The 21,628-nt window shown below is 49.7% G+C and carries 18 protein-coding genes; 12 read left to right on the top strand and 6 right to left on the bottom strand.

The features are described from left to right. The first annotated feature begins 96 nt into the window (after window positions 1–96). On the top strand, window positions 97–1,542 hold the full coding sequence (locus tag LCF57_RS06070) for a sensor histidine kinase (protein WP_225999892.1): 1,446 nt from the start codon (window positions 97–99) through the stop codon (window positions 1,540–1,542). 46 nt (window positions 1,543–1,588) lie between these two features. Then, window positions 1,589–2,308 carry an NAD(P)H-binding protein gene (locus LCF57_RS06065; protein WP_225999891.1) on the top strand — a complete coding sequence of 240 codons (720 nt, stop codon included), beginning with the start codon at window positions 1,589–1,591 and terminating at the stop codon, window positions 2,306–2,308. A gap of 84 nt (window positions 2,309–2,392) precedes the next feature. Here LCF57_RS06065 and LCF57_RS06060 read toward each other — a convergent pair whose 3' ends face one another. Both LCF57_RS06060 and LCF57_RS06055 read right to left on the bottom strand, forming a co-directional pair. Further along, entirely contained in the window at window positions 2,393–3,658 is a 1,266-nt protein-coding gene (locus tag LCF57_RS06060; RefSeq protein WP_225999890.1) for a DUF4179 domain-containing protein, read from the bottom strand. Further along, entirely contained in the window at window positions 3,655–4,182 is a 528-nt protein-coding gene (locus tag LCF57_RS06055) for a sigma-70 family RNA polymerase sigma factor (protein ID WP_225999889.1), read from the bottom strand. Before LCF57_RS06055 ends, LCF57_RS06060 begins: the two co-directional genes overlap by 4 nt. A 276-nt stretch (window positions 4,183–4,458) precedes the next feature. Here LCF57_RS06055 and LCF57_RS06050 point away from each other — a divergent pair, with 276 nt between their 5' ends. Further along, entirely contained in the window at window positions 4,459–4,839 is a 381-nt protein-coding gene (locus LCF57_RS06050) for a RidA family protein (protein ID WP_225999888.1), read from the top strand. 70 nt (window positions 4,840–4,909) lie between these two features. Here the strand turns inward: LCF57_RS06050 and LCF57_RS06045 are convergent, their stop codons facing one another. After that, entirely contained in the window at window positions 4,910–5,665 is a 756-nt protein-coding gene (locus LCF57_RS06045) for a tryptophan-rich sensory protein (RefSeq protein ID WP_225999887.1), read from the bottom strand. 242 nt (window positions 5,666–5,907) lie between these two features. Here LCF57_RS06045 and LCF57_RS06040 point away from each other — a divergent pair, with 242 nt between their 5' ends. The 3 genes from LCF57_RS06040 to LCF57_RS06030 all read left to right on the top strand — a co-directional run bounded on the left by LCF57_RS06040 (window position 5,908) and on the right by LCF57_RS06030 (window position 8,900). Next, window positions 5,908–6,858, top strand: a complete 951-nt coding sequence (locus LCF57_RS06040; protein WP_225999886.1) for a bile acid:sodium symporter family protein — start codon at window positions 5,908–5,910, stop codon at window positions 6,856–6,858. 241 nt (window positions 6,859–7,099) lie between these two features. After that, on the top strand, window positions 7,100–8,224 hold the full coding sequence (locus LCF57_RS06035; RefSeq protein ID WP_225999885.1) for an NADH-dependent flavin oxidoreductase: 1,125 nt from the start codon (window positions 7,100–7,102) through the stop codon (window positions 8,222–8,224). A gap of 115 nt (window positions 8,225–8,339) precedes the next feature. Then, window positions 8,340–8,900 (top strand): GNAT family N-acetyltransferase, encoded by a 561-nt coding sequence (locus LCF57_RS06030; RefSeq protein ID WP_225999884.1) that lies wholly within the window; start codon window positions 8,340–8,342, stop codon window positions 8,898–8,900. Here the strand turns inward: LCF57_RS06030 and LCF57_RS06025 are convergent. Together LCF57_RS06025 and LCF57_RS06020 are read right to left on the bottom strand one after the other, a co-directional pair. Further along, on the bottom strand, window positions 8,866–10,491 hold the full coding sequence (locus LCF57_RS06025) for a response regulator transcription factor (RefSeq protein WP_225999883.1): 1,626 nt from the start codon (window positions 10,489–10,491) through the stop codon (window positions 8,866–8,868). The genes LCF57_RS06030 and LCF57_RS06025 overlap by 35 nt on opposite strands. 6 nt (window positions 10,492–10,497) lie before the next feature. Then, window positions 10,498–12,312 carry a sensor histidine kinase gene (locus tag LCF57_RS06020; protein ID WP_225999882.1) on the bottom strand — a complete coding sequence of 605 codons (1,815 nt, stop codon included), beginning with the start codon at window positions 12,310–12,312 and terminating at the stop codon, window positions 10,498–10,500. 206 nt (window positions 12,313–12,518) lie between these two features. Here LCF57_RS06020 and LCF57_RS06015 point away from each other — a divergent pair, with 206 nt between their 5' ends. The 3 genes from LCF57_RS06015 (at window position 12,519) to LCF57_RS06005 (ending at window position 15,682) form a co-directional block, all read left to right on the top strand. Then, a complete protein-coding gene (locus LCF57_RS06015) occupies window positions 12,519–13,400 on the top strand; it encodes a carbohydrate ABC transporter permease (protein ID WP_225999881.1) in 882 nt (293 codons plus the stop codon). Next, entirely contained in the window at window positions 13,401–14,237 is an 837-nt protein-coding gene (locus LCF57_RS06010; protein WP_225999880.1) for a carbohydrate ABC transporter permease, read from the top strand. 146 nt (window positions 14,238–14,383) lie between these two features. Continuing rightward, window positions 14,384–15,682, top strand: a complete 1,299-nt coding sequence (locus LCF57_RS06005) for an ABC transporter substrate-binding protein (RefSeq protein WP_226000015.1) — start codon at window positions 14,384–14,386, stop codon at window positions 15,680–15,682. Window positions 15,683–15,909: 227 nt separating this feature from the next. Here LCF57_RS06005 and LCF57_RS06000 read toward each other — a convergent pair whose 3' ends face one another. Beyond that, window positions 15,910–16,449: a dihydrofolate reductase family protein gene (locus LCF57_RS06000; RefSeq protein ID WP_225999879.1), complete on the bottom strand. Its 540-nt coding sequence runs from the start codon at window positions 16,447–16,449 to the stop codon at window positions 15,910–15,912. A 108-nt stretch (window positions 16,450–16,557) separates the two neighbouring features. On the opposite strand from LCF57_RS06000, the gene LCF57_RS05995 reads away from it, so the two are divergent. From LCF57_RS05995 to LCF57_RS05985, 3 genes are all read left to right on the top strand, one after another. Beyond that, window positions 16,558–17,511, top strand: coding sequence for a helix-turn-helix transcriptional regulator (locus LCF57_RS05995; RefSeq protein WP_225999878.1), 954 nt, complete (start codon window positions 16,558–16,560; stop codon window positions 17,509–17,511). Window positions 17,512–17,671: 160 nt separating this feature from the next. Beyond that, window positions 17,672–20,797 (top strand): DEAD/DEAH box helicase, encoded by a 3,126-nt coding sequence (locus LCF57_RS05990; protein WP_225999877.1) that lies wholly within the window; start codon window positions 17,672–17,674, stop codon window positions 20,795–20,797. 33 nt (window positions 20,798–20,830) lie between these two features. Then, window positions 20,831–21,544 (top strand): phosphoribosylglycinamide synthetase, encoded by a 714-nt coding sequence (locus LCF57_RS05985; protein WP_225999876.1) that lies wholly within the window; start codon window positions 20,831–20,833, stop codon window positions 21,542–21,544. Window positions 21,545–21,628: the final 84 nt, after the last annotated feature.

Genomic DNA, 21,628 nt, shown 5'->3' with positions numbered 1-21,628 from the left:
CGAAAAATGGTGCTTCATGGTATGATGTACAAGAAAGACAAAAGCGGTTAGCATAGGCGTGGCATCCAATTTTTTGTGCTATGGGAGTGTGAGTCCGTGCAATTTTCAATGATGTTTGTAATCAATTTGGGGATGCTGATAGCCGTTGCCTATGTGGCGAATGTGATTTATAAATATGGCTTGAGTCGCACCTCTTCGCGGTTTAAATATATCAGCTCGGTGCTGCTGGTGGTATTTGGTGGATGGATCAGCTCTTGCTTTGGCTTTAATTTTAGTGAGACGGTGATTTTCGACCTGCGCTTTGTTCCGTTGATTATTGCGGCGTTGGTGTATCCCCGTTCCTACACGCTTATTATTATTGGGGTGGCGATCGGACTTACGAGATTTACCTTTGGCCTGAATATGGCGGCGTGGGTTGGATTTTTGAATATGAGCATTCTGGGCGTACTGTGTGCCGGATTGAACTACTGGATGCGTCGGTCCACCTGGCGTCTGATCATTAAGGCATCGGTGACCATTTTAGCGGTTAATATCGTCAATACGATAAATATTGCCTTCCTGGGCGTCATTCCCTGGCGCTATTATGTAGCGGAGGTTGTTCCTCTTATACTGCCTATCGGCGTGGTCCTCAGCTTTTTATTTGCTCTGATTTTACGTGATTTTCAGATGGAGCAACTGCGCAATTCTCAGATTAAACAGGCAAATCATCTACTATCGCAGCAGCGCAATGAGTTGCAGAAGGCGAAGATTGTTTTGGAGGAACGTGCCAAGCAACTCATGATGGCCTCTCAATATAAATCGGATTTTATGGCAACGATGTCGCATGAGCTGCGTACACCTCTTAACAGTATTATTAATCTGGCACAGATTATCAACGAGCAGGGAAAGGAACTGGATGAGGACGAGCTATCTCTGTATAGCGATCTGATCTATGCCTCGGGGCATGATTTGCTCCAATTAATCAATGACATTCTGGATCTGTCCAAGGTCGAGGCTGGGCGCATGGAAATTGTAAATGAACCGATTAATATACACGAGCTTGCACAGGTGATGATGATGCATTTTGAAGTCACTGCGAAGGATAAAAATATTGAATTCAGCCTGAAGGTACATGAAAATATACCGGATGAAATCCGATCCGATCCCAAACGTGTACAGCAAATTTTACGCAATCTATTGTCCAATGCCTTTAAGTTCACTCATGAAGGAAGTGTATTGCTGGAAATCAGCACACAGCATCTGGATCGAAAGGGACAGGAGGGGGATTGGGTTGTCATTGCAGTGAAAGATACGGGAATCGGTATTTCAGAGCTTCAGCAGCATATTATTTTTGAGGCATTTCAGCAGGCGAACAGTTCCATTAATCGCAAATATGGAGGAACCGGGTTGGGACTGTCCATTAGCCGCGATTTTTCGCGCTTGCTGGGCGGTTTTATCCGTCTGGAGAGTGAAGAAGGCAAGGGAAGTACCTTTTCCCTATACCTGCCTATGTGTCCATCCGAAAGCAAGGAGGCGGGCAAGCAGCCATTTAAATTAACCTGATGCGCCATGTAGAAGCAGAATTGTTAGGTGCACAAAGGAGGTCATCATGGAACGTAAAGCGGTCGTTGTAGGGGCAACGGGGCTTGTCGGGGGATATGTGGTACGGGAGCTGCTGGTGCAAAAGGAATACAGCCGCGTCATGGTTGTGGGCAGACGTTCGCTGGAAATCAAGCATCCCAAGCTTGAGCAGGCAAACATCGACTGGGAGCAGCCGCAGAAGACGGCGTTCGCCTTCGAAGGGGCTGATGATGTTTTTTGCTGTCTGGGGACGACGATGAAAAAGGCTGGCTCCAAGGAGCAGTTTCGCAGGGTGGATCTGGACTATCCGGTTCAGACTGCTCGCTTGGGCAGAGAAGCTGGTGCAGTACAGATGCTCGCTATTTCCGCGATGGGAGCCGACCCGAATTCACGTGTGTTTTACAACCGTATCAAAGGAGAGGCAGAGGAGGCGCTTGCCGCTATTGGATTGCCGGCGCTCCATTTGTTCCGCCCTTCGCTGATTTTGGGTGCGAGGCCTGAACGACGTCTTGGCGAAACCGCTGCTGCAGTTGTCATGAAGGCACTGGATGGCATGATGACGGGCAAGCTCGCTCCCTACCGTGCCATCCCAGCTTCGGTCATCGCACGAGCCATGGTACGAATTGCTCTCGCACAGGCAAGCGGCGTACATATTTATCCGAATGATATTATTCGGGTCATCGGTGCAGAACTGACCTCAAATGAAGAGGAAGCTGGTACAGGAACGGGTACGGATGACAACGTGTAAAATCTCGCTTATTTCAGGATACCCAATGACAATAACGCCGCTGTTACCCGGCGATTCGGGTAGCAAGCGGCGTTGTTTGTAGTTTCATTTTTGGTTTGTATTTTGTGGTACATCCATCGTAATCTCCAACTCAGAAATGTAACGGCGGGTCCAGTTGCCGTTAGCGTCCAGAATGGCCCTTCCATCCGGTTTGGTGGGATTGAAAAATGGTTTGAAGATAATCTTTTTCGGTGGCTCCACAAAAGGAGTAAACAACATGACCGTTTTGCCCGGATGGTTTTTGGAAAGAGAACTTCCCGAACCACTAAGCATTTTTAATTCACGTCCCTGATCGTCAAAAACCGCATAACCGAGGACATTGAGTTCTTTTTTGGTATAGTTTTTGTGTGGTCCCTCTGTAGAAATATACTTGCGCTCCATTGCATAGTCGTCAGGCATCTCTTTAAGGTCCACAAGCATAGTGAACGTTGTGATGACTTTGGTTGTAACCGGGGTCATTTCCACCTGATCTGCAGTAAATTTAAGATACGGGGTGGATTTGCTCATCTGTGGCTGGAGTACCTTACTGGCGATCTTCGTTTTGTGAACAGTCGTTTGGATAGTGAACGGCTCCGCTACTCCCTTTAATTTGCTGTATACTTTTAGCTCGAACTGATTTGGTAAGGCAGGTGAACCGCTGACAGGGTCGCGCATATAGGAGATTAGCATAGAATTGCTGTCTTTGCCCGGGCCCCATGTCAATAAACGAAACGCGCCATTTTCGTTGATCACTGATTTCCCGTTAATGAATAAGTCGAGTTGTTCTATGATGTCTTCAAGCTTGTGTCCATCTGAGGTTACTTTTGAAAACAAGGGTAAAACTTCCTGATCGCCGTCTTGTTTTCCAAGCGCAATGACCAGACGTGTGCCGTCAAAAATAATTTGAGATACTTTCAATGTAATACCGTCATGGGTAACACTGAGATTCGTGGAGGTCGCCAGCCCTTTCTGATCGGCAGTTTGCAGCCCGAGGTCGCCAGCCAGCTTGAATACGCTGTCGATAAGCGGCACTTGTTTTAATGATTCAGCCATTGTAGGTGAGACAAAGGCGCTGCCGATGATCATAAAGCCAATGACAGCCGCAGAAGCAGCGGTAATTGCGCTTCCCCGAAGAATCCTTTTGACCATTCGATGTGGATATGGAGGGGGCGCTAACGTCTCCGTATCGGATTCTATCCGTTCATAAAATGCATCAAGGCGTTGTCTTACTGAGTCGGGAATCGTCAGCGTATCTACCTCCAGATTTTGTTTTTCCCATTGCAATTTCTGTTCCAGTTCCTGATCCTGTGTTCCAAACTCCGAAGGCTTCATTGAATGGTCATCTTCCTTTCCTGACGATTTTGCAGCATGTCCATTAATATTCTACGGGCGCGGTGCAGACGTGTTTTGACGGCCCCCTCTGACAAATTCAGCACCTCTGATATTTCTTTGATCGGCATATCCCGCAAATAGTGCAGGGAAATCACGGTTCGCATGGATTCCTCCAAGTGATCAATAGCCTCGCGCAGCTCGATTTTTTCATATCCGCCTGAGGTGGAGGGTTCCCTTATAAATTCCGCCACGGGTACGACCCTCTTTTGCTTACGGAGGATCAGATGGCACTCATTAATGAGGATGCGAAGCAGCCATGTTTTAAAATAACGAGGCTCACGCAGCTCACCCAGAGATTTGTAAGCCTTGAGCATTGCTTCTTGCATCGCGTCAGCGCAATCCTCATTGCTGCGGAGAATGGAACGTGCCATACCGTACATATCCGATTCCATATGCTTCATCAAGGCGACGAATGCTTTGCGATCCCCGTGCCTTGCTTGGTGTAATTTTGATTCGAGATTCAAAGGATGGTGCTCCTTTCCCGTTTATACTGGCTGTAATCATTGTACCTGTATTTGAATGCGTGAAATCCTTTTGTAGAAGGTGAACATCAAGTTAGATGATGCACAAGCTTTAAAGGTTACAGCCGGCTTGAAAAAATATAGCACAACGGAAAATAGTATCTTAAGAGTAACTCACCACACGCTAATCCATAAGCGCAGACATGAGTGCGGAATAGTGGCATTAGACTTCACGTGCTATAATACGGTGAACCAGTATCAGGAAGGAGAATCCAACAGATGAAGAAAACTATTGCTACTGAAAAAGCACCCGGTGCTATCGGCCCTTATAGTCAAGCGGTAGAGGCGGGCGGGTTTATTTACACCTCAGGACAACTTGGACTGAACCCGGTGACAGGTGAGTTCGGTAAAGATGTACAGGAACAGGCGCGTTTGTCCCTGAGCAACGTACAAGCCATACTGGAAGCGGCAGGTAGCAACATGAACCAGGTCGTGAAAGCGACTGTATTCCTGAAGGATATGAACGATTTTGTCAGCGTTAATGAAGTGTACAGTTCTTTCTTCAAGCAGCCGTATCCGGCTCGCAGTGCGGTGGAGGTAGCCCGTTTGCCTAAGGATGCACTGGTGGAGATTGAGGTCATTGCATTGAGAGGCGAATAAATACGACAAACGGGTGTCCCCTCTAATAGAGACACCCGTTTGTTCTCGTTACAGATGATATTAGTTTCCTTTAATCCCGGTCGCGGTTGCGGGCCAAGAATAGCCATAGCGCGTACACCAGAATGATTGCCGCCAAGATAAATGCAGCCAGCCGCACCTTTTCATGGTCTGGATGCCCGATGGCGATGGCGACATAGGCCCATACGGATACGAGGGGATATATGCTGTCACGATAAGGGAAGCTAACCAGGATGGCAATGGCGGTTCCAATGAGCAGGATGATGATTGCCCATGTGAGTTCACTGAGTCCCCAGCCGCTCCATTCATTTTTTTTCAGGGCAACCGCGATGTTGATAATGGTAGCAACAGACACCCAACCGAGATTCAGGCTGAATGGCAGCTTGACGAACCACATTTCCCTGCGAGTTGGTTGTGGCGTGCGGGTGCGTACGTATACGACGCTCAGGGAGAGTAGATACAACATAATGATGATGACGCACAGCTCTACATATACATACTGCCACAGGAAAACCCAGATGATGTTGAAGAGACAGCTTAAAATAAAGAAAATTCCGATGGACTGAACACTTGTCTTGGCTTGGCCTGTAGGTGTGCCTTGATACACGACAAAGCAGGCGAGCAGCAGGTAGATAACCGACCAGATAGAAAAGGCGAAGCCTGCTGGTGTTACCAAGGTAGGATACATATTAGATACAGCAGCAGTGCTCCTACCGCCGATGGGAAGTGTAGAAGCTAAAATATTAACGAAGATAACAGCGATGAATGCAAGAATATTCCACCATTTATACGGATGGCTTCGTGACATAGAGATATCTCCTCCTAAATGAGTGAGTGAAGAAATGACCGGCTGGTCACATTCTTTTATTATGAATATACCCACTTTGCTACCAATTATGTCCGAGCAGGAGAAAGTTTCATGATCCAAATATATTCATAAAAAGTTGTATGTATATTCAGTCATATGTAGTACAATGAAAAAAATTTTAAGCACTATATAAGCTGAATTTGCTCAAATTCAGCTTATATAGAAGTAAGGGGATAAGTAGAATGAATGGTTTGGAAAAAGTAGGGAAATTTGTAGGGGGAACCTTTTCGATCTGGGTACTTTTATTTGCATGTCTGGGATTTTTCTTTCCTACGGCGTTTATAGGATTGAAAGGATACATACAGCTATTTCTTGGCATCGTCATGTTCGGCATGGGACTAACCTTATCCTCGGCAGATTTTCGTGAAGTATTCCGTCGTCCGGTGGATGTAGCTATTGGTGTAGTCGGGCATTATCTGATTATGCCGTTTCTGGCGTATGCATTGGCGTTGGTATTGCAGTTGCCACCGGACATTGCGGTGGGAGTTATTCTGGTAGGTTGTTGCCCAAGCGGAACCGCGTCCAACGTCATGACTCTTTTATCAAAAGGTGACGTGGCGCTGGGTGTGTCGATTGCTTCAGTGTCGACGCTAATTGCTCCATTGGCGACCCCGGCCATGATTAGCCTGCTTGCCGGGCGCTGGATGAATATTAATGCAAAGTCGCTGATTATGGATATTCTCATCGTGGTTATCGTACCGATAGTGCTGGGCGTTATCGTTAAATCGCTATTCCGTAAACAAGCGGATGCGAGTGTCAAGGCATTGCCACTTGTATCGACGCTGGCAATTGTACTGATCGTGGCGATTGTGGTTGCAGGAAGCAAGGGCAAGATTTTGGAAACCGGCCCGATTATTTTTGCGGTAGTCATTTTACATAATGGCATCGGGTTCCTGCTCGGGTATTGGTTTGCCAAGCTGTTCGGCATGAATCTGTCCAAACGTAAAGCCGTTACATTGGAAACGGGGATGCAAAATTCCGGATTGGGCGCTGCGCTGGCAGCCGCTCATTTTAATCCGATTGCTGCTGTGCCAAGTGCGATTTTCAGTGTGTGGCACAATATTTCCGGCTCGTTGCTCGCGACCTGGTTTTCCCGCCGGGAGGAGAAAAATGGCGCAGATGGGAGGGATTAAGATATTTGTCATAATCTACTTTTCGTAAGGCGATGGCTTGTGAAAAGTGGCTAAGGTTCAGGTCTTCCGGACAGTTTAAGAGGGGTCAGAAAGGTAGGATTTGACTTTATGGGGGCGGATCATTATACTGTGGTTATTATAACCACTGTATTAAAGTAAGCAATTAAAATAAGCAACAAGAGACAGGCTTCATGGTTTACGGCCCTATCTGATCTGACTTAAACTGAAGGAGAGAAAATGAATGAATCCGAAATATAAGCCTTTATTTGATGCTTTTACCCTGCCCTCTGGCGTTACGTTGAAAAACCGTATTACGATGGCCCCTATGACTAACTTTGCTTCCCATGAAAATGGTGAGGTCAGTGACCAGGAGTTGGCTTACTACCGTGAACGTTCCGGCGGGGTGGGCGCAGTCATTACGGCCTGTGTGTATGTGACTCCAGACGGTAAAGGCTTCGTAAATGAGTTTGGTGCCGACAAGGATGAAATGATTCCGAGCCTGCGTCGTTTGGCTGACACGATTCATCAGGAGGGTGCGAAAGCAATCCTGCAAATTTACCATGGTGGTCGCCTGTGTCCACCGGATCAAATTCCGGACGGACAGCCGATCAGTGCAAGCGCAGTAGCTGAGGAAAAAGAAGGCGCACCTGTGCCGCGTGAAATGACATCCGACGATATTCACCGTGTCATCCGCGCCTATGGCGAAGCAACTCGCCGCGCGATTGAAGCGGGTTATGACGGTGTGGAGCTTCACGGCGCGAACGGTTATCTGGTGCAGCAGTTCTTCTCCCCGCATTCCAACATTCGTACCGATGAATGGGGAGGAAGCCTTGAGAAACGTTTGACCTTCCCGCTGGCAGTTGTCCAAGAAGTGAAAAAAGTGATAGCTGCGCATGCCAAGCAACCGTTCATCTTTGGGTATCGTTTGTCTCCCGAGGAAGGACACACGCCAGGCATTACGCTGGACGATACGATGGTACTCGTAGACCGTTTGGCGGATCAAGGGCTGGATTACCTGCACATTTCCGTCAACCATTTCTTCGGCGGTTCGTTCCGTGATCGTAGCGATGAACGTTCACGTACCGTTCTCATCCATGAGAAAGTTGGCAACCGCGTGCCGATTATGGGAGTTGGGTCGCTGAATACACCGGACGATGCGCTTGCAGCGCTGGAGACAGGTATACCGCTTGTTTCGCTCGGACGTCCGCTTCTGATGGAGCCGCAATGGGTTCAGAAGGTGCAGAACGGCACAGAAGATACCATTCGCACGACTTTGTCCAAGCAAGCCCAACAGGAGCTGGTTATTCCGGACTACCTGTGGGGGGTGCTGATGACGGTTCCTGGCTGGTTGCCTGTTACGGATTAAATTTTGAATGGATAGGAATACCCTGGGTCGCTTCCATGCACCCGGGGTATTTTCCTGTCTTGTGTCCGTGATTACCCAAAAACATATGAATAAACGAGAAAGAAGGAAAATGACAATGTTACAGTCCACCCATCCCGGGCTGCAAATTCGGCTTTTACAAGTCAGTGATGCAGAACGATTATTGGAGATCAGACGTGAAAATTTTGATTTTTTCAAGCCGTTTGAGCCAGAACGAGCTGTAGTTTACTTTACGCTCGAAGAACAGGCGCGCCTGATCTCCGTCGGTCATGAGGCTGCACAAGCAGGACAAGGATATACGTTTGGACTTTTTTTGCCGGAAAATGATAAGCTGATCGGCAGAATGGAGCTGTCGGGCATAGCCAGAGGCCCTTTTCAAAACGCGAATCTGGGCTACTTTGTAGACCCTGCATATCATGGACAAGGCTATGCCACCTCCGCAGTGAAAGACATTGTAGGTTATGCCTTGAGTGAGTTGGGATTGCACCGTATTCAGGCCGGGGTCATGCCGAGGAATACGCCGTCTAATCGAGTGATGGAAAAGGCCGGATTCCGCCGTGAAGGGCTGGCACTAAACTATTTGAAGATTAATGGTGTCTGGGAAGATCATGTGCTGTATGCGATCACAGCTGAAGATTTGCAGAATGGCGTTTTCTGAATTCGCCAGGCGTGACCCCCTCCAGTTTTTTGAACACCTTGCCAAAATATTTTTCATCCTGATACCCGACCATGCCGGCTATATGATGAAGTCGCAGCTTGTCATTCAGCAGTAGCAGCTTCGCTTTGTCCATCCTGATCCGGCACAGATAGTCGGACAGATTCACGCCGTATTCCTGCTTGAATTTGCGAGAGATATATTCCCGACTGAGGTAAAAACGGCTCGCCATATCCTGTAGAGAAATATCCTCGTCGTAGTGAGCATCCAAATAGCGGGCAATATCACGGATCGCCGGGTTATTTGGACTATGGCTTGGTGTAAGCGCCTGACCGGCTGCCAGCATTCGGTTTTCGATCTGTTTTTTCCATAAGGGCAGGGATAGCAGGCCACGATTGTCGATGGGCAGGGCAGGAATGGAGCTTGCTCCATCGGCCAGTTCCTCGCCTTCGGTATCTCCGGGTCTGTCATTCAGCCAGCGGGCCAGCATCCAATCCAGCTCCTGATTCCAGCCAGTGAGCTGCTCCGCCGTAACCAAGGGCAGCTCGGCTACGGCTGCTACCCAGTGGCCTACCGTCGCAGCTACACGACTGGCATTACAACTGAGCGCGCTAAGTCGCAGTTCCTCTTCCATCTCGGGCAGCCGGGGGAGGCGCACGGACTGTCTTGCAGGCGAACTATGGTGCAGCCAATCGGTGGATTGCAACACATCCCGTTTCCACAATGCTTGCCGCGCCTCATGGTAGGCTGTAGCTGCGGTCACGGGAAAGGCACCGAAAGAGCCAACTCCAATATGCATATAGCATCGCAATGCTGTTCTGATCCCTGTGTGAATATCCTGCAAAAGCAGCGGCCAACGGGACGGCTCGCCCCAATACAGCAAAATAATTTCGTCCATACGCTCCAGATGACGGAATGCAATTCCGGTCTGGGAAGCCATGAGAAACTCATTGCAGATGTTAATCAGGGAGAAGCTCAGCAGCGGACGCCGCGTCTTGTATTTGTCCAGCATATCGGCATCCAGTTGAGCGATGCTCATCACAGCTGCATTGCACATTTGAATCACCCCGGGAAGACCTAGTTCCTCGCGTAAGGGCGTGATGGAAAGAGTGGTATTCGCCGTACCGGATACCAGCTCGGTCAAGAGCTTATCAGCATAGTGCGGCCTCATCCGGTTTACTTCGATGGCCTGCATTGTCTGCCTGCGCCGATCCTGCTCCGCTGTTCGCCAAGCCTTGGTGGCTTTGGATAGAGCCTCGTTAATCTCTACCGGGTCTACAGGCTTGAGAATATAGTCCATCCCTCCCCGGCGAATGGCCTGCCGTACCAGATCAAAATCGTCATGGCCGCTTACCACCACAACTCTGGTCGCGGGGGAATGGACCTGAATCCACTCCATCAGGGCTACTCCATCTTTGCCGGGCATCCGCATATCCGTGAGTACAACAGGTGGAGAAAGGGCTGTGATGAGCTCAATCGCCTGATCGCCCGACTCGGCTTCGATCACCTCGGTCACGCCGTAAGCCTCCCAATGTACAAGCATCCGAATGGCATGGCGCACATGCTTTTCATCATCCACAATCAAGACTTTCATAACAGATCACTCTCCCTTAATATGAATTCCGATGTGAGCCTCGGTACGAATTTCAAGTGTATAACGAACGCCATGAGGCAGAATATTGTCTACACACAGGGTATTAGAACCGTCCTCCGAGTGAAGCTGAATACGCAATAGAACATTACGGAGTCCGATGGAATCCTGTTCGCTGGTATTCGGTTCCTCGTAGGCTTTTAGCGGACGCTTCAGCATATGTTGAAGTTGCTCCAACTCGGCCTGCGGAATGGATATTCCGTTATTTTCCACTATTATTCTTACAATTCCTTCGCGAATTCGGCAGCCTGTAATGTGAATTTTACCAGGACCCAGCCGGGGATCAGCACCGTGCTTAAAGTAGTTTTCCACCAATGGCTGGAGAATCATTTTAGGCACACGGTCATTCAGGACCTCATCATCCCACTGGTAAGTCACCTCTAATTGCTCCCTAAAGCGTTCTTTTTGCAAATCAAGATATTGCCTTACATGCTCGGCCTCCTCCTTGAGCGTAACGATTGTATGATCCCGCATGTTATAGCGCAGCATTTTGGCGAGGGAGGAGAGCAGAGAATAGATGCGCGGCACCTCATGCTGTAGAGCCAGCGTTCCAATAGACTGTAGCGTATTATATAAAAAGTGAGGATTAATCTGTGCTTGAAGCGCTTTCAATTGGTGTGTTTTGTTTGCCAGCTCCAGCTTATATTCCCTCAAGATGAGGTTGTTGATAGTATCCATCATCTGTCTGAAGCTGCGTGATAGCACCCCGATTTCATCGTTGCTCATGGCCCGAATGTCTACATCGAGTTGACCAGACTGGATCTGGTTTATGTAACGAGTCAGTCGCTTAATAGGCTCCGTAATTTTTATGGAAATCCATAGTGTGGCGACAATGACAAGCAGCAACGCGGTGCTTGCAATGACTACATTGATCTGGGTCAGGCGAGTGGCCCGAAAATAAAGCGTTCGATTTGGGATTTTCTTAACGAGCGTCCAGCCTGACAGGCTGGCATCCAGCTTGCCGTACACGTGCAGTGCCGTATTATCCTCGATTACTCCGTGCTCGCCTTCATTAGAAATTCGATTGAGCAGGCCGGATTCCTTCCAACGTGTTCCAATTGCTGCTTCATTCCCGCTATATATGATCGTTCCGTGCTGATCGACCAAGAATAGCTCCTCTGTATCCGCATTATACAATTGACGGCAGATGCTGCGCAGCGGATCGAGACGAACATCTATAGCCAGTACCCCAAGCATCTCTGAGGAAGGAATGTTCCGAATCGCCCGATGGAGTGTAAATACCTGCCGCTGTGTGTCGTGCTCTGCATAGGAAACCGCCGAAAAGCCGTACAAATGCTTCTTATGTGATGGCTGTATGAATAGTCCGGAAGAACCGTAATGGATAGAGCCGGGGAAGGGCTCCAGCCGGAATTCCCGAAGAGGGACTGTACTGGTAATCAGGGTAGATTGCCCTGCCTGAAAAGAGTGCAAATACACCTGATCGATGCCTGACGAAGCATTCAGCATCGTTTGCAGCGTCGTGTAAATTTCGGCGACGGCCCGGTAATCATCCGGAATTTTGGCCAGATTGCGCAGAAAATGAGGGTCATTATAAACACCGATGGACGCGCGATTCAATCCTTGTAAATAGTTATCCAAATTTGTAATTCCCTGAAAAATAAGCCGTTCATTTTCTTGGGTGGCCTGCTCTCGCAAGGATTGCTTGGTAAGAATGAAGGTCATGGTCATCGACAGCAACAGCGGCAGGGTGACTGCAATGAGCAGAAACCAGATCAGACGGGAACGAATGCTATAAAATTTCATACAGGTAGCTCCTTTCACGATTCAAGACAAGCCAGAGGTCAATAATTTCCCCCTAATGGTTCACGATCTTGCGTGTTCTCGAAAGCGCTTATTCGACATAATGAATATGTGAACCGCCAATCATACGGCCCAAGCGTCCATGCTGCTTGCTGAGGAAGCCGTAGGAGCGTTCCAGACACCAACAGACAACAAAAGGGGGGATCGGTTTGAACCGCGCCAAGTCGTCGCAATGGCTCCAGCAATGGATTTTTGTAGGGCCGTCGACGTTATTTTTCGTTATCATTATTGTAATCCCTTTCATCCTGGGAATGTACTATTCTTTTACAGAGTGGAATGGGGTTGCCAATCAGGCGAAGTGGGTCGGGTTGGATAATTTCAGTCACATTTTATGGGATGATGACAAATTTAGGACAGCGTTTTGGTTTACGGTCCGTTTTACGGTGATTGGAGTGGTGGCTGCGAATTTAATGGGCTTTCTGCTGGCGTATTTTCTAACCAAGCCGCTGAAAACAAAAAATGTGCTCAGGACTATTTTTTTCATGCCCAATGTGATCGGCGGGCTGTTGCTTGGATTTATCTGGCAGTTTATTTTCGTCAAGGGCTTTGCCGCGATTGGAGAAAGCACGAATTGGTCTTTCTTTAATCTATCCTGGCTGGGAGATGAGATTACGGCCTTCTGGGGCATTGTGATCGTGTTTATCTGGCAAACCGCCGGGTATTTGATGGTCATCTATATTTCTTCCCTGACCAATGTGCCTCGGGATATGCTGGAAGCAGCCGAAATTGACGGAGCGAGCCGCATGCAAATACTTAGGTCGATTATACTGCCATTGATCATGCCTGCGGTTACGGTATGTCTTTTCCTGGCGATATCATGGTCGTTTAAAATGTTCGATCTTAATTTGTCATTAACCAAGGGTGGTCCTTTCGGGTCCACGGAATCGGTGGCTCTCAATATTTACAATGAAGCGTTTGTGAATAATCGTTATGGATTGGGGACGGCCAAAGCGCTCATTTTCTTTATTATTGTTGCGCTTGTTACGAGCCTTCAGGTGCGCCTGACGAAAAGCCGGGAGGTGGAGGCGTAAATGGAAACAAGCAAGCGCTACCGCTTTGGAACATGGACGACTGAGCTGGTCATGATCCTTGTCGCTTTGTTATTCCTCGTTCCGTTTTATTTTTTGTTCGTGAATTCAGTCAAAAGCTTTGGTGACCTGCTTACCGATTCTGCAGCCTGGCCACAAACCTTTGTATGGAGCAATTATGCCAGGGCGTGGAGCATTACGCGTTTTCCCGAAGCCTTGTGGAATTCACTCGTGGTGACGGTAGTCAGTAATTTGCTGCTCGTGCTGATCAGCTCGATGGCTGCTTATCGGATGGTCCGGCACCCCACACGTTATAACCGGGTATTGTTCGGCCTGTTCGTGGCTGCGATGGTCATCCCTTTTCAATCGGTGATGATCCCTTTGGTCAAGGTCGTAAGCACGCTGGATTTAATGAACAGCATCACTGGGCTGGTGATCTGCTATCTGGGCTTTGGTGCGCCTATGTCCATCTTTCTCTTTCACGGGTTTGTCAAAGGTGTGCCGGTCGAGGTGGAGGAGGCGGCTACGGTGGACGGCTGTACACCCTATGGTGTGTTTTTCCGTATTGTCTATCCGTTGATGCTGCCGATGATGGTGACGGTTATTATTTTAAATACGCTCTGGATCTGGAATGACTATCTCCTGCCATCTCTGGTGCTGCAAAAGGCTGAACTGCGCACGATTCCGATTGCTACCTATGCCTTTTTCGGGCAATACACAAAGCAATGGGATTTGGCATTGCCTGCTCTGGTACTTGGCATTTTGCCAGTTATTGCATTCTTTCTGGCCATGCAAAAATATATTATTCAAGGTATTATGGCTGGTTCGGTCAAAGGCTGAGTGTGGGATGAACTGAAAATGTACATGGTGTGCCACTCCGCAAACGGAGGGCACTTACCATCGCTTGTTCAGCACCATTCCGTTTGCTCCGTTTCCATATGAATTTTTCGAGTTCATCTGATTTGAAAATAGAAAGGAACATGAATATGAAAACGCGCTCTTATAAAAAGAAAGCCCAAGCACTGATTTTGCTTTTTGCAGCCTTTGCACTGGTTTTGACAGGTTGTAACAGCAGTGGTAGCGAACAAAATGCAGGCAAAGAGGAAGTGAAGGAGAAGACGATTCATATTTTCCAATTCAAGGTGGAGATTGCAGAAGCGCTAAATCGCATGAAGGCGGAATATGAAGCGACTCACCCGGGGATCAAGCTCGACATTCAGACGGTGGGCGGGGGCAGTGACTATGGGGCTGCGTTAAAGGCAAAGTTTGCCTCTGGAGAACAGCCGGATATTTTTAACGTAGGAGGCTATCGTGAGCTGGATACGTGGCTGGAATATCTGGAAGACCTGTCCGATCAGCCTTGGGTCGGTGATGTGGTCGATGTCGCCAAAGAGCCGATGACCAAAGACGGCAAGCTGTATGGTCAGCCGATGAACCTGGAGGGATATGGCTTTATTTATAACAAGGACTTGTTCAAAAAGGCGGGGATTACGGAGACCCCTAAAACGCTGTCCGAGCTGGAGGGAGCCGCTCAAAAGCTGCAAGCCGCAGGGATTACACCTTTTTCGAATGGATATCAGGAGTTTTGGGTGCTAGGCAATCATTTGCTGAATGTGGCATTTGCCAATCAGCCAGACCCGTCAGCCTTCGTGAAGGGACTAAATGATGGAACCGCGAAAATCCCGGGTAATGCCGTATTCGCCGAGTGGATTAAGCTGTTCGATCTGACGCTTAAGTATGGCAATTCGAAGCCGCTGACGACCGATTACAATACGCAGGTAACGAATTTTGCCACTGGCAAGGCAGCGATGATGCAACAGGGGAACTGGACTCAGGTCCAAATTGACGGGATTAACCCGAAGCTGAATCTGGGTATTCTGCCTATGCCGATCGGTGAAGATGCTACTGCTGGAGATAAGCTGTTTGTAGGTGTCGCCAACAACTGGGTGGTTAATAAAAATTCTGCTGTTAAGGCTGAGGCCAAAGAATTCTTAAACTGGATGGTGACCTCCGAGCAGGGCAAACAATATATCACCAAGGAGTTCAAGTTCATTCCGGCCTTCAAAAGCATAAAAGGGGCAGAGGCCGATATGGGCCAGTTGGGCGCCGAAGTCGTGAAATATAGCCAGGAAAACAAGCTGCTGGGCTGGTTCTTTAGCCGCTATCCTGAAGGAGCACAGCAAGAGTTTGGTAGTCAGATGCAAGCCTATGTGGCTGGTAAATCGGATGCCAATAAATTATTTGAGGATTTCCAGAGCACGTGGGATAATTTGAAAAGCAAATAGTTAGGTAGAGCACGCGATATAGCCTTCGTATTTCAGGGAGAGTGGTATAATCCTGAAATACGAAGGCTTTTTTGTAAACAAATTATGCAACTAAAAAAGAGAAACTAAAGTATAAGTCACATGGAATGGGAACGAAGTGGGCGGAATGGTGCTGTACAAGCGGGGCGATGGCGATGGGAAGCACCATCCGACCGCGTAGTGGCGACTCGTGTGCGTTTTAGTTCGGCTTATATATCATAATGAAGCAAAACGATATCCCCGCGGCGCTCTATTTCTTTGGGTTCAAACGTACTTGGCAGCGTGCCTTCTGGAAATAGCGGTATTCCTTGCCCGAGTACTTTAGGAATGATCGCAATAATTGCCTTCTCCAGTAGCCCCTCCCGCATAAAGGCTTGAACTAGCTGGCCTCCACCCACCAGCCATACAGCTCCTTCTGATTGTTCTTGCAGACGCGGGACAAGCTCAGTCAGAGCCTCGTCCGTGAACGTAACATGCGGTGCTTGCTGATGCTCCGTTAATGACCGGGTGAGTACGTAACATGGCTTACGAGCATAAGGGAAATCTTCGGAGAGCTTCAATACCTCCTCGTATGTCAGCCTGCCCATCAGCACCGTGCCTACGGTGTCATAAAAGTCGGCATAACCGTTGTCCCCACCATCCCCTTTGACATCATGCAGCCAGTCCACCGATCCATCCGGCAATGCAATATACCCGTCAAGACTCATGGCAATATACAATACAACCTCGTTTGATTTGATTACATTCATCTTCATCGCTCCTTTCTATCGTCTATGTTACAATATATTTACGACACATCTTGTCGTAGTTAATTTATCATTTGAATTTATCTTTTGAACGGTCAAAAGGAGTATTTTATGAACGAACGCAGAATCGCTCTTATGAGAATACTGGATTCCCGAAAAAAATATACGGCACGTGAGCTGGCCGAGCGTTTTGGCGTCTCCGTTAGAACAATTCAAAGAGATCTCGACTATTTACAGCAGACCGGGTTACCCCTTTATACCGAAACCGGGCCTCATGGCGGCTATCGGGCACTTCCCAATCGACTTCTTCCTCCGCTTCATCTTGCTCGCGATGAGGCTTTTGGTCTTTTTCTCATGCTGCAACTGTTGGAAAACATTCCAGATGTCCCTTTTGGATCGGTTCGAGAGCATCTGTCCGAGCATTATTATGCCGAGCTCCCACAGGATGTGCGGGATAGCATCGATCAATTAAAGAATCATATCTCGTTTCGCATGCTGCCCACTCACGCAGATTCACCCCATACCTCGCTTATTTTGGAGGCTGCGATGAATAGGCGCCGGGTGAACATGCTTTACCGCTCTGCGACTGGGGACAAGTGGACTGAGGTATTTCCGGTTGGACTCTATTTTGATCATGGATATTGGTACATGCCTGCGCATAGCAGAGATCGGATCATTTTGTACCGCTCAGACCGCGTGGTTACAATGACTATACTGGAAGACACCTTATCTGGCCTTCCCACACTTCAGGAATGGTTGGCTTCGGAGGATTGCCGTAAAGGAATTTCGGCAAAAATAAGATTTACACCATTTGGTGCTCGGCTGGCGGAATCAGATCCCATTTTCCAAAATGTTTCTCATCAGGAAAAGCAGGGCCAGGAATGGCAGGGACTTATTCCGGCCGAAGAGTTTACATATGTATCCAGAATTCTGTTGAAATACGGGCCGGAGGCCGAGGTCATATATCCGAAAGAGCTGCGGATGCGGGTCAAGCAACTGCTGCAAGACAGCCTCAATCCTTATCTGAAGGATGATGAAGCGGATGACGAAAGAAAAGAGACTTGATTTTATAGATCAAGCCTCTTTTTTATAGTTCATCACATGAATATTTATGGCTATGAACTGATGGCAGCTCATATTTATTTTTTTCGATAAAGTTTTGAAAAGAGCCGATTTTCGTATATGATGAAGAGTAATAATTCAAAAGGCTGGACGGGAGACAGATATGAATCAACCGCTTTATGGAATATGGCTCGGAGATGTGTTTTTTTGCTTTTCTGGTGAGACGTCAGAACCACGTATAGATGCGTGGAGCAGTGTAATCCGCAGGCTGACGCTGAAGGGAGACCTTCGGCCGTTTCGGCAGGCTGCGTTGCGTCTTGCCGAGGTACGGATACCGAACACTGCTCGTGTGGAGACCGCAGGCAGAGGTGGAAAAAGACGTTCCATGCTGGGGCGCACGCTGGAGGGCTTGGCGCTCGAACCGCGCGAGACGATGGCTCTGCTGACTCGCATGGACGAGAAGGGCTGCGTCGCGTCGGGCATTACACTGGGCGAGGAAATGCAATATTGGCAAAAGGCCGCCTATTTTGCGTTGGAGCTGATGCAGCGGGGCGAAATCGTGCCTTCGCTTACAGAGGCGCGTCCCTCCGGACCGCGCCGTCGCGGCCCCGAGGCGGCTGTTGGGGTGTGGATTCCGCGGCTGCGCCAGGAGGAGGATATTCGCCGCTTTCATGAGCTGGCTGCTGCGATGCCAGCTGTCTGTATGGCAGCTCCCGCTGTCTTCGCGGGCAAGGAGCCGGAAACACGAGAGGATGCAGCTGGCATCGTGCTATATTCCTTTCTGCGCGCGGTCGTCCATGCAGAAACGACCGCGGTGCTGGCTGCCTCGGACCGTGAGCTGGGTAGATATCGCGCAGAATATCGGCGCGGAGGATCGCCGCTGGCGGAGCTGTGGTGGAACAGTCTGCTGACAGGTTCACGTCAGGTTGCGATTCAGGGAACACCCGCCGAGATGGAGGAGCTGGTTCTTCAAGCGGCCTCTCTCGAGGGAAGCGCGATGCCTGTCACGGAGCGGGAGGAGCAGGAACCGATCGAAGGGCAGCTGCGTTTGTGCCTTCGTTTGGAGCCTGCCCTGGAGGAGAATGTGAAGGAATGGCGCATCACCTTTTGGGTGGAAAGCGATGCAGAGCCGGGATTGCGACTGCCTGCTCTGACGCTGTGGGCGCATCCTGAACGTGATCTGATTCGCGGCGGAATCGTATATCGCCAAGTGCAGGCACAGCTGTTGACGCGGCTCGGACAGGCGGCTGATGCGGCACCTATATTGCAGGAAGCGTTGAATCGTCCTTATCCCGAGGGGCTTATACTGGAGCCGGAGATGTTCTTCCACTTTCTGACGGAGGCTGTACCTGCTCTGCAAAAGAACGGCATCACGGTGCAAATGCCTTCACGGTGGAGCCGGGAGGGCCGGAGGCGTGCAGGCTTGCGACTCAAAATGCGTTCAACGGAGCGGGGCGCAAAGCCGGATGGTGTGATCACCGATACGTCGTCGGTCGGCATTAACCGCATGATTTCCTTTGATGCCGAGGCTGTGCTGGGCAATACGACCCTGACGATGGAGGAATTGGAAAGCATCGTTGCGGCCAATTTGCCGTATGTACGTCTCGGAGGGGAATGGATCGAGGTCGATCCCAAGGAAATCCGTCAGGTGCTGCGCTTTATCAAGCGCGGGGAAGACGGCGAAATGACCTTGTCCGAATGGATGCATCTGGCTGCGGAAAATGAAGGCGCAGGCGAAGCCTCATGGAAAGGCCTGTCCATATTCGGCGCGGAATCCGTCGGCTTGCTCGCGTCTTTGGCTGAGGGCGGCGTGCTCCGTTCCGTGGAGCCGCGACCTGTGCCGGAGACGTTGCACGGCGCATTGCGGCCTTATCAGGAGCGCGGCTTTCAATGGCTGGCTGCAATGCGCGGTTTGGGATTTGGCGTCTGCCTGGCCGACGATATGGGGCTTGGTAAGACGATTCAGGTCATCACCTGCCTGCTCGATGGGGGAATTGGTGCTGCGGATCAGCGCCCGGCGTTGATCATCTGTCCGACGTCCCTGCTCGGCAACTGGCAGCGGGAGCTGAAGCGGTTTTCACCGGATTTGTCGCTGTATATTCATCATGGTAACCAGCGACTCCACGGAGAGTCGTTTCAAGAAAGTGTACGCGAGTATGATATCGTCCTCACCACCTATCATCTGGCGGGCCGGGATGGCAGTGATTTATCTGCGGTCTATTGGTCCTCGATCGTACTGGATGAGGCGCAATATATAAAAAATGCACGAACCAAGCAGGCGCAAAGTGTCATGAAGCTGTCTGCACCGCACCGGATTGCCATGACGGGTACTCCGGTGGAGAATCGGTTAAGCGAGCTGTGGTCTATTTTCCAATTCCTGAATCCAGGCTATCTCGGTACAGCGTCTTCGTTTCGTCAGCGGTACAGTACTACGGGGGAGGAACGCGGGTCCGCGTTGCGTGAGCTGCATCGTCTCGTCTCTCCGTTCATGCTGCGCAGACTCAAAAGCGATCCGGATATACGTAAGGATCTGCCGGAGAAGTTGGAGTTAAAATCCTATTGTGTGCTGACACCGGAGCAGGCCGGTTTATATCGCAGCGTAGTAGATCAATTGATGGGAACGCTGGATGGACAGATCGGCATAGCCCGCAAAGGGCTTGTTCTGTCTTCGCTGACCAAGCTGAAGCAAATTTGTGACCATCCGGGTCTGATCATTCCGGGACGGGCTGAGACCGGTAAAAACGAAAACTCGGGCAAAATGGAGCGATTGCTGGAATTGGTGGAAACCATTCGCGAAAATGGCGAATCGGCGCTGATCTTCACCCAGTATGTGTCGATGGGCGAATTGTTGGTATCGCGTTTGGCCAGAATCTTTGGCGAAGAGCCGTATTTTCTGCATGGAGGACTGGCAAAAACCAGACGGGACGAGATTGTTCACAACTTTCAAAAGGGAGAAGGACCGGATATATTTGTACTTTCCCTGCGTGCAGGTGGCGTAGGTCTGAATTTGACGCGTGCCAGCCATGTCATTCACTATGACCGCTGGTGGAATCCCGCGGTAGAAAATCAGGCGACAGACCGGGTATTCCGTATCGGCCAAAGCCGCAATGTGCAGGTGCATAAGCTGATTTGCCAAGGCACGCTGGAGGAACGGATTGACGAATTGATCGAGAGCAAAAGGGCGCTTTCCGAGCAGGTTGTCGGCTCTGGTGAACACTGGTTGACCGAAATGTCTGACGATGAACTGCGCGGTCTGATTGCGCTGCAAAATGATGTATGGATTGATTAGGAAAAGAAAGTAAGTAAAGAAAGGATGAAGGCAATGACAAGGCCGCAAGTGAAGCTGAACGTAGCTGACGGTCAATGGGTGGTAGAAATAGACGTCGACGGGACGGAAGGCAGATCGGCGGCTATAGCTGCTCGTTGGACGGGTTCTGTACCTGTACTAAACCCGGAACAGCGAACGGCATGGCTGGAGCAGCTCAAAGCGGAGCCTTGGGACATATACCGTTTCTTGCAGGGGGAGAGCTGTCTCTCACTGGAGGATGTCGTGCAGGCAGCTGCTGAAACAGTCGCTTTCAGCCTGAAGGATGGCATGGGTACAGCCGACGATGTGAAGAAAGCTCTGCAGGCTGGACTGAAAAGCGAGCCACACTTCTGTCTGGAGCTGATCGGAATGACGCGGGAAGAGCTGCTGGAGTACGTATTCAGCGCTTGGGCCGGAGAGCTGTCCCATGTGCGAGGGACATCCCCTGCACTTGAGCCGACCTCGCGGTCAGAGGGCGGACGCAACGGATCGGCGGCGATTAGTGAATGGATTGCTGAATCTGCCGCCGAGGGAGCATTGCATCGCCCTGGTGCGGGCTTTCATACGATTGAGATTCGTCTGCCGCAAAAGCTTGCTTCAAAGAATGAAGCGGATATTACGGCTTTGCTGCCGGGATTACCCCGCGCGGAAGAGGCATTAAAGCTCATACGTGAGCGTGTAGCAGAGCGCGCTCGGGCCGCAATCCCGCAAAAACGTCATACTCCGTAACAATTCGGGTGTATACTTCTTTTTTCGGGCCTATTCACCTGCATCGAACTGGATAACGGCTTCGAAGAGTGTCGAAAGTTCAGT

This window comes from Paenibacillus sp. BJ-4 (genome assembly GCF_020404765.1).
Lineage (GTDB): Bacteria > Bacillota > Bacilli > Paenibacillales > Paenibacillaceae > Paenibacillus.
Note: the sequence above shows the minus strand (reverse complement) of the source record. Positions and strands in the feature narration are given on the sequence as shown.

Coding starts and splice junctions, on each gene's coding strand:
- LCF57_RS06025 (WP_225999883.1), bottom strand. CDS start 10,491: ATGAAAGTCTTGATTGTGGATGATGAAAAGCATGTGCGCCATGCCATT.
- LCF57_RS06005 (WP_226000015.1), top strand. CDS start 14,384: ATGAAAACGCGCTCTTATAAAAAGAAAGCCCAAGCACTGATTTTGCTT.
- LCF57_RS06060 (WP_225999890.1), bottom strand. CDS start 3,658: ATGAAGCCTTCGGAGTTTGGAACACAGGATCAGGAACTGGAACAGAAA.
- LCF57_RS06000 (WP_225999879.1), bottom strand. CDS start 16,449: ATGAATGTAATCAAATCAAACGAGGTTGTATTGTATATTGCCATGAGT.
- LCF57_RS06065 (WP_225999891.1), top strand. CDS start 1,589: ATGGAACGTAAAGCGGTCGTTGTAGGGGCAACGGGGCTTGTCGGGGGA.
- LCF57_RS06045 (WP_225999887.1), bottom strand. CDS start 5,665: ATGTCACGAAGCCATCCGTATAAATGGTGGAATATTCTTGCATTCATC.
- LCF57_RS05985 (WP_225999876.1), top strand. CDS start 20,831: ATGACAAGGCCGCAAGTGAAGCTGAACGTAGCTGACGGTCAATGGGTG.
- LCF57_RS06020 (WP_225999882.1), bottom strand. CDS start 12,312: ATGAAATTTTATAGCATTCGTTCCCGTCTGATCTGGTTTCTGCTCATT.
- LCF57_RS05995 (WP_225999878.1), top strand. CDS start 16,558: ATGAACGAACGCAGAATCGCTCTTATGAGAATACTGGATTCCCGAAAA.
- LCF57_RS06030 (WP_225999884.1), top strand. CDS start 8,340: ATGTTACAGTCCACCCATCCCGGGCTGCAAATTCGGCTTTTACAAGTC.
- LCF57_RS06050 (WP_225999888.1), top strand. CDS start 4,459: ATGAAGAAAACTATTGCTACTGAAAAAGCACCCGGTGCTATCGGCCCT.
- LCF57_RS06035 (WP_225999885.1), top strand. CDS start 7,100: ATGAATCCGAAATATAAGCCTTTATTTGATGCTTTTACCCTGCCCTCT.
- LCF57_RS06040 (WP_225999886.1), top strand. CDS start 5,908: ATGAATGGTTTGGAAAAAGTAGGGAAATTTGTAGGGGGAACCTTTTCG.
- LCF57_RS05990 (WP_225999877.1), top strand. CDS start 17,672: ATGAATCAACCGCTTTATGGAATATGGCTCGGAGATGTGTTTTTTTGC.
- LCF57_RS06010 (WP_225999880.1), top strand. CDS start 13,401: ATGGAAACAAGCAAGCGCTACCGCTTTGGAACATGGACGACTGAGCTG.